Genomic DNA, 16,328 nt, shown 5'->3' with positions numbered 1-16,328 from the left:
GGCGTCCCCTCAGAAAATCAGGACCTGCCCGATGCCGCGCTTGCGCGACAGACCGAGCAGAATCGACAACACGAGCACGATGCCCTGTATTCCGGGCAGCGCCTGATTGGAGACGCCCATCAGGATCAGGCCGTTGGAAAGCGATGCCAGGAAGATCGCCGCGATGACCGTGCCGATGACGTCGAGTTCGCCGGCGCGGGAAATGGTGCTACCGAGGAAGGTCGCCGCCAGCGCGCTGATCAGAAAATCGATGCCTGTCGCCATCGCCGAGGCACCGTAGCTGTAGGCAGCCAGAACGACACCGGCCAGTCCCAGAACGAGCCCGCCGAGCGCGAAAGAGGCAAAGGCATAGCGGCTCTGGCCGACACCGCGCAGCGCCGCTGCCGCCGCATTCTGCCCAACGGCGTACATGCGAAGTCCGAGCCGGGTTTTCTTGAGCACCACATGCAGCCCAAGGGTGAACGCGACGAGAAGGATGAACACGAACGGCACGGGCCCGACATAGCCTTGGCCCAGGAAGAAGAAGCCCGGCATGTTGCTGAGCGTCAGCGCCTGGCCACCGTTGAACAGCAAGGTCGCGCCCATGATGACGAACATCATGCCCAGCGTCGCCACGAAGGCCGGGATGCGCAGGACCAGCACCAGGCCGGCATTGATGGCGCCGATGACGAACCCGAACGCACCGCCCAGGGCAATCGCCGCGACGGATCCAAATCCGCTGAGCAAAGTGCCGGCGGCGATGTTGGCGGCGAACTGGCTCGCCGCGCCCGCCGACATGTCGAAGCCGCCGGCGATCAACACCACCGTCAAACCAAGCGCGATGAACGCCAGGACACTTCCCTGCTTCAAAACGTCGAAGATATTTCCAGGCGCGACAAACTGCGGCGCCAACGCGGCAATCGCGCCGACCACCAGCAGCATTCCGATAACGGTTCCCCAGCGGGACAGGGCCCGTTTGGCGACGGATCGGCTCGACGCCTTTTCAGTGTTTGCGTCCTCTGCCTCGGCTCTTTCTGCCTTTTCCGATTCCGCGCTGCCTGAAGCCCAGAACAGCAGGGCCTCCGGCGTCGCCTCCCGCTGATCTTCGATGACCTTGCTGATGCGGCCCTTCTGCATCACCATGGTTCGATCGCACATGGCCGAGATTTCCTCGAAGTCCGAGGAGATGAAGATCACGGCGGCGCCGGATCGCGCCAGTTCCACCATCTGCCGGTAGATCTCGATCTTCGAGCCGACATCGACACCCGTTGTCGGTTCATCGAAAAGGAAAACCCGCGATTCACCGGTCAGCCATCGGCCAACGACGACCTTCTGCTGATTTCCGCCGGAGAGATTTCGGATCTGGGGCTTTATCGAAGGCGGCTGGATATCGAGACGGGTGACCAATTCCCGGGCGGCGGCAGCCTCTGCCCGCCAGTTGAGCAGGCCAAACCTGGCCCAGCGTGAAATATTGGGAAGGGTAAGGTTCTCGCGCACCGCCAGGTCGGCGATCAGGCCTTCGTGGCGTCGGTCTTCCGGTATCAGCGCAAAGCCGTGTTCCTTGGCGATCCGTGGATCCGCCGGGTTGGACGGCTTGCCGTCGATCGTGACCGTCCCGCTATCGCGGGTCAGCGCGCCCACGAGAGTCAGCGCCAGTTCGGAGCGCCCCGCGCCGACAAGGCCTGCAATACCCAGGATTTCGCCGCGCCGAACGGTAAGATCGATGCCGTGCAGCGTCGAGCCGAGTGTCAGGCCGCGCACCTCGAGCAAGGGCGCGCCGATGGCGACCTTCTCTTTCGGATAGAGCTGCGAGACGTCGCGTCCGACGATCATTCGGACAAGGTCGCTGCGGGCGACCTCGCTGACGGAGACCGTCGCCACCAGCTTGCCATCCCGAAGAACCGAAATCCGGTCGACGAGATTCAGCACCTCATCGAGATAGTGGGAGATGTAGATGATCGTGACGCCCTGCGACCGCAGGGCTCGGATGATGCCGAACAGACGCTCCGCTTCCTTGTCGCTCAGCGAGGCGGTCGGCTCGTCCAGGATGAGAGCGGTCGGATTGCGCAAAAGCGCCGCCGCGATCGAAACCTGCGCACGCTGCGCGACGGAAAGGTCGCGGACGAGCGTGTCCGGCGAGAAATCGGCCTGGACGCGATCGAGCGCCTCCTGGACGCGCGATCGCATGGCTTTGCGATCCAGCAGGCCACCTATGCGAACGAGTTCGTTGCCAAGCAACGCGTTGCTCGTCACATCGAACTGAGCGATGAGCGGCTGATCCTGATGGACGATGGCGATGCCGTTGGCCTCGGCCTCGCGTACGTCGCGAAGGCGGACCTCCTTGCCGTCGATAAAGATCCGTCCTTCTTCCGGCTGGTAAACGCCCGTCAGGACCTTCACCAGCGTCGACTTGCCCGCGCCGTTCTGCCCAAGCAAGGCATGGATTTCGCCCTGCCGGATCGACAGGGAGACGTCGTCCAGCGCCAGAACGCCCGGAAACGCCTTGCGGATGGAGCGGCATTCGACAGCCATGCGAATGGGCGCGGCGGAAGCCGCTGCGGAACTTGCAATCGACATGAAGTCACCTCAGGCCAGGGAGGGGCCGGAGCAGCGTACGCCGCTCCAGCCGGGTGTCGTCAGGGGAGTACCGGCCGTACGACGATGAGCTCGCCATCCTGCGGCCAGCGGCCTTCCACATCGGCCCGAGCGATCCCGTTTTCCCAGAAGGAGGGTCCCCAGCGCTTCTCCGCCGCGGCAACGCCATTGGCGTGGGTGGCCACGTAGACTTCCGTGAAGATCGCGCTCGGGAAGTCCTTCTTGCCGCCGACAGCGGCAACGAGGGATTCCGCGGCGAGACGTCCGATCGCCGGCACGTCCTGAACGACGGTCGCCACGAACGGGCTCCCCTCGTCGAGCAGCATCTGGAAGCCGACCTTGTCGCCGTCGATGGAGGCAATCTTGATCTCGTCGCGGCCGGAGCGACGAACGGCTTCGACGGCGCCCGATACCAGGAGATCGTAGGCGCCCCAGACACCGGCAATGCTTCCGGCCTCGGGATTTGCCGTCAGCAGGTCTTCCATCTGCGTCTGGACCTTGGCGGCGCTGTGTTCTGTCGGAACCCACTGCACCTTTACATTCGGGTAATCCGCGACGACGGCGTCGAACACGCGCTTGCGCGTTTCGAGCAGTGGCGCGCCTGGCACCCAGAAGCCAATGATATTGCCTCGATAGTCGATGCTGGACAGAAGCGTCCGCGCCAGCATGGCAGCCATCAGGCTTTCGTCACCGCCAACGTCGGCGATGGCGCCTTCTGTCTTCGAGCCGATCGACGTCGTGATCACCGGAATGCCGGCGGCGGTCGCCTTGGCCACCACGGGCGCAAGCTGCTGCGGATCGCCGAGCTGGACGATGATTCCGGCAACTCCCGAGTTGATCAGGCTTTCGATATTCTCATTGTGCTTGCGGGGATCGGTTCCGCCATCCGTAACGACAACTTCCGCGCCGGCCGCCTGCAGCACCGCGGTAGCGCCTGCGTTGATGTCGCGATTGTAGTCGTTGGTAATTTCACGAGCCGCCAGACCGATTTTCTTGCCGGCAAGCGCCTGGGCGTGAGCCGATCCGGTTGCAAGCGTCATCGACGCCAGCAGCGTTGCCGCCGCCAACCCTCTGAAAAGTTTCATGGGATTCCTCCGTTTGGTCGTTTCCGCCGGCGCTTTGCGCTCTTCTTATTCATACGAGCATTTGCTCGATATAAAAATAATTGCGCGGATCATATGCGGAGTCAACGGGAGAATAAGCGACCAATTTCACTCTTTTGATCGACATCCAATCAATTGTTCAAATCGCACTCCGCAAGACCAACAAGGCGAGCGTCCACAGTGCCTGCAATCTCCAGCAGCCTCAGGCGCTAGCGCGGCAGAGAGCTTGATGGCTGATGAGGGTCACGCCCCCTTGACCAACTGGCCTTGCTTCATCACCAGTATGGGGTCATTCAGGCCAATGACGCCTTCGTGTGCATTCGCAACCGCGATCAGGTCGGCGGATTTGCCGGCAACGAGGCTGCCCGTATCCGCCGCAATGCCCAGCGCCTCCGCGGCGCAAAACGTGCCGGCCCGAAGCGCCGCGTCCGGCGACATGCCCCATTCGACAGCAAGCTCGAACTCCTTCGCCGCTCTTGCCAGCGGATGGGTGGGTTTTCCGATCAGGTCCGTGCCGAGAGCAAAGCGGATGCCGGCCTTGAGCCCCTGCTCGAAATCGCGCTGCATCGCCACCCAGTGGCGCTCATAGACGTCACGCTCCCAGGCCGGATAGTGGAATTCGTCGTAGGCGGCGCGGTGGAAAAAGAGCTGCGAAATCGTCGTGACCACGATCTTGCGCTCCGCGACCAACCGGCTCCGCGTTGCCTCGTCAATGGCATAGCCGTGCTCGATGATATCGACGCCGCCATCGAGCGCGAGATTGACCGCCGCCGTGCCGATCGCATGCGCGCTCACCATCATGCCGTTGCGATGCGCCTCGTCGACAGCGGCGCGCACTTCCATGACGCTGTAGGTCGTGACCTGGGCATGCGGATCGTCGCCCCAGGCGTGATAGCGGTCCTGCGTCCCGCCCTTCGAGAGACCGAGCTTGATGAAATCGGCGCCAGCGCGCGCCCGCTCGCGCACCGCCTGGACAATCTGATCAACACCGTCTGCCACTGCCGTCTGGGCCCGCCCCCAGGAGGACGGCAGCGGCGGCGCGTCCCAGGTGCCCCCGGTCGACGAGATGAACTGCCCGGCGACGACGAGCCGGGGTCCCTCGACATGCCCCTCGTCGATCGCCCGGCGCAGGTCGGGACCGATCGACGATCCGAGGCAACGGGCTGAGGTGAACCCGGCATGGAGTAATTCCCGCAGTTCGCCCGCCGCCCGAAGCGCCCGATAGGGCTCCCGTTCGGTATTGAGCGCGCCAAGCCCGTTGCTCGGCATGCCGAAGGTGTGCATGTGCGCGTCGATCAAGCCGGGCAGAAGGGTCGCGGCGCCGAGATCGATCGCAATGGCTTCCGGAGGCCTGGCGACGGAAGCGTCGGGGCCGGCGGCCATGATACGCCCTGCCTCGATCAGAACAGCGCCGTTGCGGCATGGCGTCAGATCATCGCCGAGCAGGACCAGGTCTGCGGTAATCCGGGTCAGGGTCATGGGAATCCCATTTGTTCGATTTCGGATTAAATGGTAACGTTATTTAGCCAATATTGACAAAACTATTCAGACTATGCCACTGCCATTTTCAGGGAGGACTAATGATCAAGGCTCGTTCACAACATCGGCTTCGCGCGCCGATTCTGGCTGCGCTTGAAGATGCGCCGAGATCGCGTGCCGAGATTGCGCGCCTTTTGTCCGTGGCCCGCTCCACAGCCTCCAGCGCCATCTCCGAATTGATCGACGAAGGCATCATCGAGACTGTCGACGAGCATGTCCCCACGGCGCGCAAATCGGCTGGCCGGCCGGGCGAGCTGGTGGCGCTCAAGGCTCGTCATTCCTTCCTCGTCGGCATCGATTTCGGGCGGCTCAGCCTCAAGGTCGCGATCTCCGATCTGAACTATCGCCTGATCGACGAGATCGACTGCGCCTTCGATAGCGACACGGCGGCCGAAGCAGCGCTCTCGCTCGCCGCCCAGCATGTCGAAACGCTGATCGCCCGCAACGGCATCGACCGGCGACTGATCGAAGCCGTTGGCATCGGTGTCCCTGGCCCGGTAGAGGCTGCCACCGGCATGCTGCATCCGGGCTCGATCCTCGCGAGCTGGGTCGGCGCCGATGTACCTGCAAGGCTGTCGGAGCGCCTTGGCCTGCCCGTCTACATGGACAATGACGCCAATCTCGGCGCGCTGGCCGAAAGCCGGCTGGGTGGCGGGGTTGGCTCCAGTGTCATGCTGTACGTCCTGCTTTCGGTCGGCGTCGGCCTCGGTATCGTGATCGAGGGCCAGATTTTTCGCGGTGCCTACGGCATGGCTGGCCAGTTGGCGCATGTCGTGACCGACGAAAATGGGCCGCTTTGTCATTGCGGCAGCCGCGGCTGCCTGGAAGCGCAGATTTCGGTCAACGCTCTCAATCGCTCGCTGGAGCCGACCCATCGCGACATCGCACCGATCGAGATGCTGCGCCTGGCCGCCGAGGGAAGCCCCGGCCCCGCCCGAGTCGTCGCCGATGCCGGCGCGATGGCCGGCCGCGCGCTCGGCGCACTCTGCAACTATTTCAATCCGGACCTGATCCTGGTTGGCGGCGAACTGACGCGCGCCGGTCCCGTCCTTCTCAACGCCGTGAAGGATGCCATGCGCCGAACGGCGATCGCTCGCGCCCTGGAACATGTCGATATTCGCCCCGGCGCGCTCGGGGATCGGGCGGAGCTGTTCGGCACCCTCCTGTTTGCCCACGAACGGGCGCGTCGCGCGCTTCATGCCCGCAACGCCACCGAGATGCCCGCCGACGCCGACCCGATTGAAGGAGCTTCCTGATGTCCCTATCCCAAGCCAAGGCGGACCGGAGGCGCTTCGCTCTCCCGGCCGGCGTATCCTGGTCGAACTATGCCCTGGTCGGCATCTTCGTCGCGCTGGTCGTCATTTTCTGCCTGACGGTGCCGCACTTCGCTACCTGGGCGAATTTCGCCAACGTGCTGCAGCGCAATTCGATCATCGGCATCGTCGCCTGCGGCATGCTGCTCATGATCATCCTCGGCGGCTTCGACCTTTCCGTCGGCGCGGTCGGCGCCGCCTCATCGGTCGTCGCGGCGGCGCTGATCGTGCATGTCTCGATGCCCTTCGGCATCGTGGCGGCGCTGGCGCTCGGCATGGGGGTCGGCGTCATCAACGGCTTCTTCATCGCGAAGATTGGCATCAATCCGTTCGTGACCACGCTGGCGACGCAGGTGTTAGTCACCGGCATCATGTTTGTCGGCACCGCCGCGCAGCCGGTCTATGGCGTGCCGGAATCCTTTACGTGGCTGGGTCTCGGCCGCATCGGCCCCATACCGGTGCCGACCATCATCTTCGCAGCGGTCGCCATCCTGACCTGGGCGATCCTCAAGTTCACGACCTTCGGCCACCACATCTACATTGTCGGCGGCAACAAGCTGGCGGCGCGCCTGGCCGGCATCAATGTCGACCGCGTCACCATCCTGACCTACGGCCTTGGCGGCCTTTTCGCCGGCATTGCAGGCGTCGTGCTGCTTGGCCAAACCAATATCGGCCAGCCGGCCAGCGCGGCGGATTGGCCCTTGACCGCGATTGCAGCCGTTGTCGTTGGTGGCGTGCCGCTCAGCGGCGGCGTCGGCAAGGTCGGCGGCGCCGTGCTCGGCACCCTTTTGCTTGGCGTCATCGCCAATGCCCTCAATCTGCTCGGTGTCTCACCCTTCTGGCAGCCCGCCGTCACCGGCGCGGTCATTCTCGTCGCCGTGGGCATCGACAGCTATCAGCGCCGCCGTCTCGAGCGGCGCTGACTATCCACCAAGAGGAGGAGAATGACATGACGACTTCCATCACCCGACGCCTCATGCTCGGCCTGGCTGGTGCGACCCTGGTCGCCCTTAGCAGCACGACCGCTCAGGCCGCCGACGCGCCCCGGATCGGCTTCATGATCTGGAACACGTCGGTTCCGTTCTATTCGAACCTGATCAAGACCGCAGAGCAGACCGCCAAGGATCTCGGCGTCGAACTCAACATCCAGAGCGGCAATGGCGATCTCGCGACCCAGATCTCGGTCGTCCAGCAGTTCATCGCCCAGGACGTCGACATGATCCTGATCGCCCCGAGCGATCCCAAGGGCATCGTGCCGGTCATCCGCCAGGCGACCGCCGCCAATATTCCCGTCATGGCGGTCAACACCACGGCCGACACCAGCACCGGCGCCAAGCTGGTCACCTATGTCGGCGTCGACGACTTCGTCTTCGGACAGCGGCAGGGCGAGTTGCTGGCTCAGGCCGTCGGCGACAACGCCAAGGTCGGCTACATCCTCGGCAAGCTCGGCACTTCGGCCCAACTCGCCCGCGAAGCTGGCCTGATGGACACCCTCAAGAAGCATCCCGGCATCCAGATCATCGAGAAGCAGGCCGCTGACTGGGATAACTCCAAGGCCCTCGCCATCACCCAGGATTTCCTGAGCAAGTATCCCAAGGGCGAGATCGACGCGATCGTCGACCAGGGTCCGGAAGGCGTCAACGGCGCCCAGTTCGCGACCGAGAGCGGCCGCACCGACGTCAAGTTCATCCTCGGCGATTATCCCGCTGACGTTCGTAACGCGATCATCAAGGGCACCGTCCTCGGCACCGTGAACCAGGATCCGGCACCGCAGGGCAAGTTCGCGATCGAAGACGCCGTCAAGTTCCTTGCCGGCAAGGTCTCGGAAGTCCCCTCGCCGAACCACTATCTCGACCTGCCCATCATCACGAAGGACAATGTCGAGCAGCATCCGGCTGCCTGGGGCGGCTGATCATGACTGAAAGGACCCCGATCATGCTGCTGGACATGCAGGAAATCCGGAAGAGCTTCAGTGCCGGACCCGTCCTGCACGGCGTCAACTTCCAGCTTGAACGGGGTCAGATCCATGCTCTTGTCGGCCACAACGGGGCCGGCAAGAGTACCCTGATGAAGACGCTGGGCGGCAATTTCGCCGACTATGAAGGTCGCATCCGGATCGACAACGAAGAAGTTTCGCTGCACACCCCGAAGCAGGCGCTCGAGAAGGGCGTCGCCATGATCTACCAGGACTTTTCGCTGATCCCGGAGCTTTCGGTTGCCGACAATATCGGCCTCGGACGCGATCCGCGCGGCGCGTTGCCCGGCCTGATCTCGCATTCGACACTTCGCAAGCGCTCCGCCGCGGAAGCGGAAGCACTCGGCATTCGACTGCCGATGGACACGCCTGTGCGCCAGCTCGGCGTCGCCGAGCAGCAGCTGACCGAGATTGTCCGCGCCTGCTCGCAAAACGCCCGTATCCTTGTCATGGACGAGCCGACGGCGCGCTTGGCGCCGGCCGAGCGCGAGCATCTCTTCGACGTCATGCGGCAGATGGCGCGGAGCCGCGGCGTCGGCATCGTCTATATCAGCCATTTCCTCGAAGAAATCCGCCAGGTCTGCGATGTCGTGACCATCCTGCGCGACGGCCGGATCGTCGGGACAGGGGCCGCGAACGCCTATTCGGTACCGCAACTGGCACGGCTGCTCGTCGGCCATGACGAGGTCGCCTCGGCGTCCGCCAATGCGACGCCGCGCAAGATGGTCGACAAGCCGCTTCTCGAAATCGAAGGCCTCTCGGTCGCGGGGCGCCCGCCGGTCAACTTGACCATTGGCGCCGGCGAGATCGTCGGCATCGCCGGCCTGATCGGCGCGGGTCGGACACGACTGGCAAGAGCCATCATCGGAGACGTCGCTTCCGAGGGTCGCGTGCGCGTCGCCGGGCAGGATCTCCCGCGCCGCACGCCGCAGCGCTCGGCCGACGCCGGTCTCGTCATGGTCCCGGAAGATCGCAAGATCAGCGGGCTGGCGCTCGCTTCCAGCATCGAGGAGAACATGGCGGCGACGGCGCTTTCGCCGCGCCTGTCCCGCTTCGGCATCATCCGCGCCCGTGAAAAGCGTGCGCTGGTCGAGAGCTTGATTTCTAAATTCGGCATCCGCCCGCCCGACCGCAAGCGCACGGTTGGCACGCTGAGCGGCGGCAACGCCCAGAAAGTACTGGTCGCCCGCGCCGTCGCGGCCCGCCCGAAGGCGATGATCCTCGACCAGCCGACCGCCGGCGTCGATATCGGCGCCAAGGGGGAGCTGCACAAGCTGGTGGAACTGAGCGCTGCCGAAGGCGCGGCGATCCTGCTGATTTCCGACGATCTCGACGAAATCCTCGCCCTCAGCCACCGCGTCGCCATCATGGTCGGCGGGCGCGTCAAGGAAGTGTTACCGCGCGAAGGCCTCGACCGAGCGGATCTGCTCGCCGCGATCAGCCAGGACGCGCCAGCGGCTTGAATTCTGCATCGCGCCGATATTCGGCGCCACGATCCGAATGCCAAAAAAGGGCCCCAAAAGTGAAAACTTTCGGGGCCCTTTGTTCAGCGCCGGAAGCGCGACAGGCGATCGAGGATCGCGGAGCCGTCCGACGTCCCGCGCATCTCGATCAGATCGTTCAGCGTGAAGACGCAGAGGCCTTCGACTGGGCTCTTCTCGACCGCGTCAAGCATGCGCGTAAATTCCTGCCCATCGATCACCGGATTGCGACCACGGCCGGCATGCATGCCCTCAAGATAGAGTGCCCGCGCCTGCACGGTGCAGATCGCCTTCGCGCCGCTGCGCGCCCGGATGTCGGTCGCGACATTCGCCGGCCATTCCGGCTCGCGACCCATGATCTGGTGGTAGGCCATGACCTCGAAGATATCGACGACCTCGGCGAGAGCGCGCACGTCCTGGCCGAAAACCTCGGTGACGCAATGGTCGAAATCATCGGCGAAGAATGGCAGCGTATTGATCGATATCTCGACGTCGCCCTTCACGGCCGTGACCGCCTGGCGGATCTGCCGGATCGCGCCGACCGTCGTCGCGCATTTATGCGCCGTCCATTCGTCGCGATAACTGCGCGCGATCGTCGCTGCCGCCGCGACCGGATCGGACGCATCCAGCGTCAGCCCGTACGCTTTGGCGAAGCGATCAAGCGTCTGCGGCGCATAGCAATATTCCGGCTTGTCCGCGCGCCGATCGCCCGGCAGCCACGCCTCCCAGAGGCCCGGCCAGCGAATGAAGCCAAGATGCACGACATCCGGCGTCAGCGCGGCGACGCCCTTTTCCAGCAGATCGATCTTGTGGGCAAGGTTCGCCTCGCGGTCCGGCGGCACGCCGATATACCAGTCCTGCTTCTCCTCGATTTTACCGAACTGGTCGATCGGCAGTTGCTCGGGATGGGCGGCGATATAATCCGGGTCGAAACAGATATTGAGGCAGGAGAAATAGCCGATGCCGCGTTCGGCCAGCGCCTTGCGGACGGCGACGTCGTCGAGCGTCGCATAGCGCGCCAGGTCGGCCCGCGTCACTCGGCTCGGCACTGCCGAATCCTGCATCGGCAAGTATCGGCTCTGGGCGATGACATAACTGACGTTCCAGCTGGCGAGCATATCGGCCAGTTGATCCGGCTCCATCCCATGCCGGATATACCAATCATTGTCGTAAACCTTTACGCCGCTGCGTAGGTTTACGCTTCTCGGAGTCGTGCGTTCCATGCGTATCTCTCAAGCGAAGAGGAATAGTCTTGTTTCGCATAGGAGACGACAAGGTTCAATCTTTGCTTGAATGAAATTCGATTGTCCCTCGGAATGCTTCAAAGTGCTCGGACGCGACTGTCGGTACAACTGTGAAAGCAAAGCCGGCCTTTGATCCGTTGAATTTACGGGTATTGCCTGGACGCGATGCGTACGTGCAAAAATGGTTCACCAGACCCCGTACGTTATGGAATAGGATTTCAATCGGCAAGGCCTCAGCCCTCATCAACAACGCGAAATGATCAAACGACAGACCATCCAACATCGGCGCTTACAGAACCACAAGATCGCCGCAGGACATCAGCCCCAAAGACGAGGCTGACTCTCCACGAATAGTCGACCCAAGCTGTGCCAAGTGATCTGTCCACTGATACTCCAAAGTGAGTCCAGAACGAGGCCTACCGCCAAGGCCTCTACACGGCAGAAGCTCCGGCCGAACACCAATTCACGAGGACAATTGTTGATTACGTTGCCGCCCTGCTAGCTCAGCTCAACAGCCTATTGGGAAAAGGCGGGTCGTGAAAATATGGCAGCAGCCAGCGCGCCATAAGGTCTCCAGGCCGCTATTCCCACCATGTGGATCAGCTTAGGAGTCCCCTGGCAGGCGTCGTTCTGCCTGCGGCGTAAAGTGCTAGAAAGGCAGGGTTCTGATTGCTGGAGAGATCACGCCATGCCGAGTGTTATGCCCGACGCCCCTGCCTCGGAATCGGTTGCCGATAGTATGACGACGGGCTCACGCCTGCTGCTGCCGGGCGAGATCCCGGGGGTGCAGGTCAAGCTCCATCGGGTCGGGAAGGATGAGCTGACGGTGCGCGGCGACCGGTTGCAGCTGGTCGTACTGTTTCTGATCTCCGGCACGGCGACGATCCGGTCGGGCAGCGCATCGGCGCAGTTCGCCGACAAGACCTGTTACGTGGCCCGCCCCGGCGAGGATATCGTCATCAGGGCGACCGGAAGCACCGAAGTACTCGAGGTGGACTGGGCGCTGACCGAACAGGATTATGCGCGGGTCGATCTGGCCGGCGGGCAATTTCCGATGGTGCAGCCCTATGCGGATAGCCCGCAATACCGCGACTACTTCAAGAGCGAGAAAACCATCAGCCGCACTCTGGTCGGCCCGCACGTGCTGCCGCGGTTCTGCATGGGCTCGGTTGAATCGATTGGGCCGGACCGTATCGAACCGCACGCGCATCCGATGCTGGATCAACTGTTCTTCAGCTTTGCGGAAAACGACATCGTGCTGCTGATCGACGGGCAACGGCATGCCCTTGGCGGCAGCACGCTGCTCCACATCCCACTCGGCTCCGATCACGGCGTCGAAGTGCCGCCGGGCCAGCGCATGCACTATCTTTGGCTGGATTTCTTCCAGCGCCACGAGGACATGGATTACATTGCCGAGGTCCACAAGGACGTGCCGTTGCACACGCTGTGAGTGCGCCTAGCGGACCGCAATATGGAGAGTGCGGGTCCTCGTCTCGCCGGGCACCAGTACGCGCGTCCCGGTATCAGCTCAGCCGCGTGCGGCGAGGTTGAAGTCATTTGGCCCATGAGTGGCGGCTGTCGCGACAGACATGCTGGCCGGCGCCATGCACCACGAGACGAACAATAGCGCGTCGCTTCGGTTTGCGGCCCCGCCCCCACCAAGCGTTGGCCGGCCGGCTGACGCAGCATTGCAGCCATCCGCCAAGGACTGGCGCGAGCTCAGCCTCAAACCCGGAGGCGACGAGCTGCGCCGATAGGGTTCACCGGGGCATCTACGATCGGTCTCGATATTTTTCCACCACCGCCAGGTCAGGCGCAAAGCCAAGCCCCGAACCGGACGGCAGCGCGATGCGGCCTTCCTGCGGCTGCGGGGTATCGAGCCCGATAAATGCCTCGGGCGTGACATAGAGATACTCGAACAGCGCATTCGGCGGCAGCGCGGCGAAAAGATTGAGCGTGGCGAAATAGCCGGGTCCGAAGTAGGGCGAATGCGCCATCAGCACGCGACCGGCAGCGCGGGCGCGCTCGGCGATCTCAAGGAACACCGAAATGCCACCCACCTTGGTAACGCTGGGCTGCGGGAAAGTGATGCCCCCGATCAAGGCGTCAAAGGCAAAGGCCGTGCAGGCATTCTCGCCGGCGCCGACCGGGATGCCGTGCGCCTCGATGGCGGTGAGCGTCGCGACATCCTCGGGCGGAAAGATCGGCTCCTCCAGCCACATCACATCGGCGTCGCGCAGCACCGGCACCATGGCGATCGCCTGATCATGGCTCCAGTTGCAATTGACGTCGACAGCCAGGCCGGGCCCCGCTCCCATCGCGGCACGAGCCGCAACGATCGGCTCGGCGGCAATCTCGTGCAACTTCACATGCGCATAACCCTCGGCCACGGCGCGGCCGGCATAATGCGCCACCAGCGATGGATCACGATAGGCGACGAGGCTCGCATAGGCGGTCACACTTTCAGGCGGAGTCGCTGAAATCAGCTCGGCAAGGCGCTTGCCGGCCCGCTTGGCCTCGAGGTCCCAGAGCGCGATATCGACGCCCGAGAGGGCGAAGATGGTGATGCCGTAGCGCCCAAACAAATGCAGTGCCTGCTGGGTGGCCCGGTTCCACGCCGCAATGTCATCGATCTCGCGACCGATCACCTGCGGGGCGATCATGTCTTCGACGGCAGCGGCAACGGCGCGGGCACAGAAATAGCCAAACGCCTCACCCCAGCCGACGCTGCCATCCTCGTCCTCGATGCGGACGAGGACATTGTCCAGCATGTGCCAGCGCGTCGGCGTGATACCCTCCCCGCGTCCGCCATCCTCGAACGGGATGCGGACGATCTGGGTGGAGATGCTCTTGATGCGAGTCATGGACGCTCAGACCTTCTGGCTCTTAACACGCCCTACGAGCTGGGACGGATCGACAAAACGGAAGGCGATCAGCAGGCCGGTCATCGTTGTCAGCATGTACATCACTGCCATGGCGTCGACCGATTGTTGCGCACGAACGCCTGATGCAAACATTGAGTAGTACAGCGCGACGATCAGGGTCTGGCTGTCCGGACCGGCGGTCAGGAAGGTCAACTCGAACATCGAGACGGTTCGGATCAGCACCAGTATGCCCGCCGCGAGGATTCCCGGCATCAGCAGCGGCACCAGGATGCGCCAGAACGTCATCAGGGGCGAGGCACCGAACACGCGTGCCGCCGATTCCAGCCGTGGATCAATCTGCTCGATGAACGGCGTCATCACCAGCACCGCGAACGGCACGCTGGGCACCAGATTGGCGAGAATGACGCCCCACATCGTGCCACCGACGCCGACCTGATAGAGCACCGTCGCCAACGGAATGCCGTAAGTGATCGGCGGCACCAGCAGCGGCACCAGGAACATCAGCATGACCAGGCTCTTGCCACGGAACTGCAGGCGCGCCAGGGCATAGGCCGCCGGGACGCCGACGATGAGCGAGATGGCCACGACCGCGAGCGTGATCTGCACCGTCACCAGCAGCACGTATTGTAGCTGGAATTCCTTCCAAGCCGCGCCGTACCATTTGGGTGTGAACTGCTCGGGCAGCCAGCCGGTGAACCAGCCGGTGCCGAACGAACTGACCAGCACCGAGAGGATGATCAGCAGCACGTTGACGACGAAGAAGATCATGCAGGCAATGACGAACCAGCGCCATGCGAGGGGCAGTAGTGAATCGCGGATCAGGGCAATCATCCCTTCCCTCCAACAACGGGGCCACGGTAGGAAAGCTGGCGGAGGACGAGGACAAAGCCGACGATGATCAGTTGGGTCGCACCCATCACCATCGCCACGGTCGAGGCCATCGACCAGTTGTACTCTTCGTAGGCCATCTCATAGGCGGCAATGGAAATGACACGCGTCGCCCCAGCCGGAGCACCCAGCAGCACGGCCGATGGGAACACCGCAAATGCCTGCACGAAGGTCAGGCAGAAGGTGATGGTGAGCCCAGGAACCAGCAGTGGCAGATAGATACGCCGGAACTGCGCCAGCGGAGTTGCGCCAAGGGTCGCGGCGGCGCGCGCCAGGGTCGGATCGATGCCGGTGGTGTAGGACAGCATCATCATGAAGGCGAAGGGGAAGCCGGTAATCAGCAGGGACAGCGCCACGCCCCAGTAGTTATTAAGCAGCCGCAGCGGCGAACCCAAGATTCCAAACTCGAGCAAGGTGCGGTTCAGCCAGCCATTGGGGGCCAGATAAAGCATCAGCCCCTCAGCGACCAGAACCGTGCCAAGCGTCATCGGAATGACCAGCAGGGTCGACAGTAGCCGCTGGCCGCGCGAGGGAGTGCGCAGCATGAAGGCAAACGGCACAGCCAGCCCGACATTCAACAGCGTAACCGGCATCGCCAGCCACAGCGTCTTGCGGACGGTATCGTAGAGGCGCGGCTCGCTAAAGAAGCGCTGGTAATTGGCGAGCCAGCCGGCGTTCTCGCCCTGCGGATTGAACGAAGAAATGAAGCCATAGATGAATGGGTAGATAAACAGCCCGGCGATCACCACCACGCCAGGCACCACCATCAGCAGGCGCAGATCGCGCCCGGCAACGGCCGAAGACTCGGCTTTGGCGGCGCGCGATGCTGTGGAGGTGGAAGAGACCACGCTGGTCATGGTCACAGCCCCGCGATCGGATGGGCAGGCCGGGGATAGACCAGCAGATGGTCGGCCGGCACCGCAACGTGCACACGGTCACCAGCACGAACCTTGTCGGCCACGCGGGCATGGATATGGCCGCCGCTTGCGAGGGTGAGCTTCACCATGCTCTCGCGGCCGCCATAGATGACGCTGTCGACCGTCGCGGGCAATCCCTGATCGGCGAAGGTCACATCATCGGGCTTGAACGCCGCAATCAAAGGCCCATCGGCGATATCCACCAAAGCGGTGGCAGCGAGATCGACGCCATTGTGACAGACCGAGACCTGGCCAGCGCGTGGGGCGACGGCGCTCACATCAAGTAGGTTTCGATAGCCCATGAAGACCGCGACATCGAGATTGATCGGACGGTTATAAAGATCTTCCGGTGCGCCCTGCTGCTGCATCACGCCTTCCTTCATCACCACGATACGATCGGACATGGCCA

Annotated in this window: 13 protein-coding genes; 5 read left to right on the top strand and 8 right to left on the bottom strand. The window is 63.3% G+C overall.

Annotated elements, in window-relative coordinates:
* Positions 1-9: 9 nt before the first annotated feature.
* The 3 genes from OSH12_RS17430 to OSH12_RS17420 all read right to left on the bottom strand — a co-directional run bounded on the left by OSH12_RS17430 (position 10) and on the right by OSH12_RS17420 (position 5,156).
* Positions 10-2,556, bottom strand: coding sequence for an ATP-binding cassette domain-containing protein (locus OSH12_RS17430; protein WP_266344865.1), 2,547 nt, complete (start codon positions 2,554-2,556; stop codon positions 10-12).
* Positions 2,557-2,615: 59 nt separating this feature from the next.
* Positions 2,616-3,659 carry a sugar ABC transporter substrate-binding protein gene (locus tag OSH12_RS17425; protein WP_266344864.1) on the bottom strand — a complete coding sequence of 348 codons (1,044 nt, stop codon included), beginning with the start codon at positions 3,657-3,659 and terminating at the stop codon, positions 2,616-2,618.
* Positions 3,660-3,920: 261 nt separating this feature from the next.
* The gene (locus tag OSH12_RS17420; protein ID WP_266344863.1) at positions 3,921-5,156 is read right to left on the bottom strand and encodes a metal-dependent hydrolase family protein; all 1,236 of its coding nucleotides are present in this window, start codon (positions 5,154-5,156) and stop codon (positions 3,921-3,923) included.
* A 200-nt stretch (positions 5,157-5,356) separates the two neighbouring features.
* Between OSH12_RS17420 and OSH12_RS17415 the strand changes: the two genes are divergently transcribed.
* Genes OSH12_RS17415 through OSH12_RS17400 form a run of 4 tightly spaced genes read left to right on the top strand, consistent with a single transcriptional unit; the run spans position 5,357 to position 9,967 of the window.
* A complete protein-coding gene (locus tag OSH12_RS17415; protein WP_323180681.1) occupies positions 5,357-6,472 on the top strand; it encodes an ROK family protein in 1,116 nt (371 codons plus the stop codon).
* Positions 6,472-7,452: an ABC transporter permease gene (locus OSH12_RS17410; protein ID WP_266344861.1), complete on the top strand. Its 981-nt coding sequence runs from the start codon at positions 6,472-6,474 to the stop codon at positions 7,450-7,452. The genes OSH12_RS17415 and OSH12_RS17410 overlap by 1 nt, the downstream gene beginning before the upstream one ends.
* A gap of 26 nt (positions 7,453-7,478) precedes the next feature.
* On the top strand, positions 7,479-8,441 hold the full coding sequence (locus OSH12_RS17405; protein WP_266344860.1) for a sugar ABC transporter substrate-binding protein: 963 nt from the start codon (positions 7,479-7,481) through the stop codon (positions 8,439-8,441).
* A 2-nt stretch (positions 8,442-8,443) separates the two neighbouring features.
* Positions 8,444-9,967 carry a sugar ABC transporter ATP-binding protein gene (locus OSH12_RS17400; RefSeq protein WP_266344859.1) on the top strand — a complete coding sequence of 508 codons (1,524 nt, stop codon included), beginning with the start codon at positions 8,444-8,446 and terminating at the stop codon, positions 9,965-9,967.
* An 83-nt stretch (positions 9,968-10,050) separates the two neighbouring features.
* On the opposite strand, the gene OSH12_RS17395 is transcribed toward OSH12_RS17400, so the two are convergent.
* Positions 10,051-11,208: a hypothetical protein gene (locus OSH12_RS17395; RefSeq protein WP_266344858.1), complete on the bottom strand. Its 1,158-nt coding sequence runs from the start codon at positions 11,206-11,208 to the stop codon at positions 10,051-10,053.
* 709 nt (positions 11,209-11,917) lie between these two features.
* Here OSH12_RS17395 and OSH12_RS17390 point away from each other — a divergent pair.
* Entirely contained in the window at positions 11,918-12,679 is a 762-nt protein-coding gene (locus tag OSH12_RS17390; RefSeq protein WP_266344857.1) for a cupin domain-containing protein, read from the top strand.
* A 322-nt stretch (positions 12,680-13,001) separates the two neighbouring features.
* Here OSH12_RS17390 and OSH12_RS17385 read toward each other — a convergent pair whose 3' ends face one another.
* The 4 genes from OSH12_RS17385 to OSH12_RS17370 are packed head-to-tail and all read right to left on the bottom strand — an operon-like array spanning position 13,002 to position 16,323.
* A complete protein-coding gene (locus OSH12_RS17385; protein ID WP_266344856.1) occupies positions 13,002-14,093 on the bottom strand; it encodes a mandelate racemase/muconate lactonizing enzyme family protein in 1,092 nt (363 codons plus the stop codon).
* A gap of 6 nt (positions 14,094-14,099) precedes the next feature.
* On the bottom strand, positions 14,100-14,936 hold the full coding sequence (locus OSH12_RS17380; protein WP_380223027.1) for an ABC transporter permease: 837 nt from the start codon (positions 14,934-14,936) through the stop codon (positions 14,100-14,102).
* A gap of 5 nt (positions 14,937-14,941) precedes the next feature.
* The gene (locus OSH12_RS17375; protein ID WP_380222911.1) at positions 14,942-15,859 is read right to left on the bottom strand and encodes an ABC transporter permease; all 918 of its coding nucleotides are present in this window, start codon (positions 15,857-15,859) and stop codon (positions 14,942-14,944) included.
* 2 nt (positions 15,860-15,861) lie between these two features.
* Positions 15,862-16,323 carry a TOBE domain-containing protein gene (locus OSH12_RS17370; RefSeq protein ID WP_323180680.1) on the bottom strand — a complete coding sequence of 154 codons (462 nt, stop codon included), beginning with the start codon at positions 16,321-16,323 and terminating at the stop codon, positions 15,862-15,864.
* Positions 16,324-16,328 lie beyond the last annotated feature (5 nt).

The organism is Kaistia terrae, from assembly GCF_026344005.1.
Classification (GTDB): Bacteria; Pseudomonadota; Alphaproteobacteria; order Rhizobiales; family Kaistiaceae; genus Kaistia; species Kaistia terrae.
Note: the sequence above shows the minus strand (reverse complement) of the source record. Positions and strands in the feature narration are given on the sequence as shown.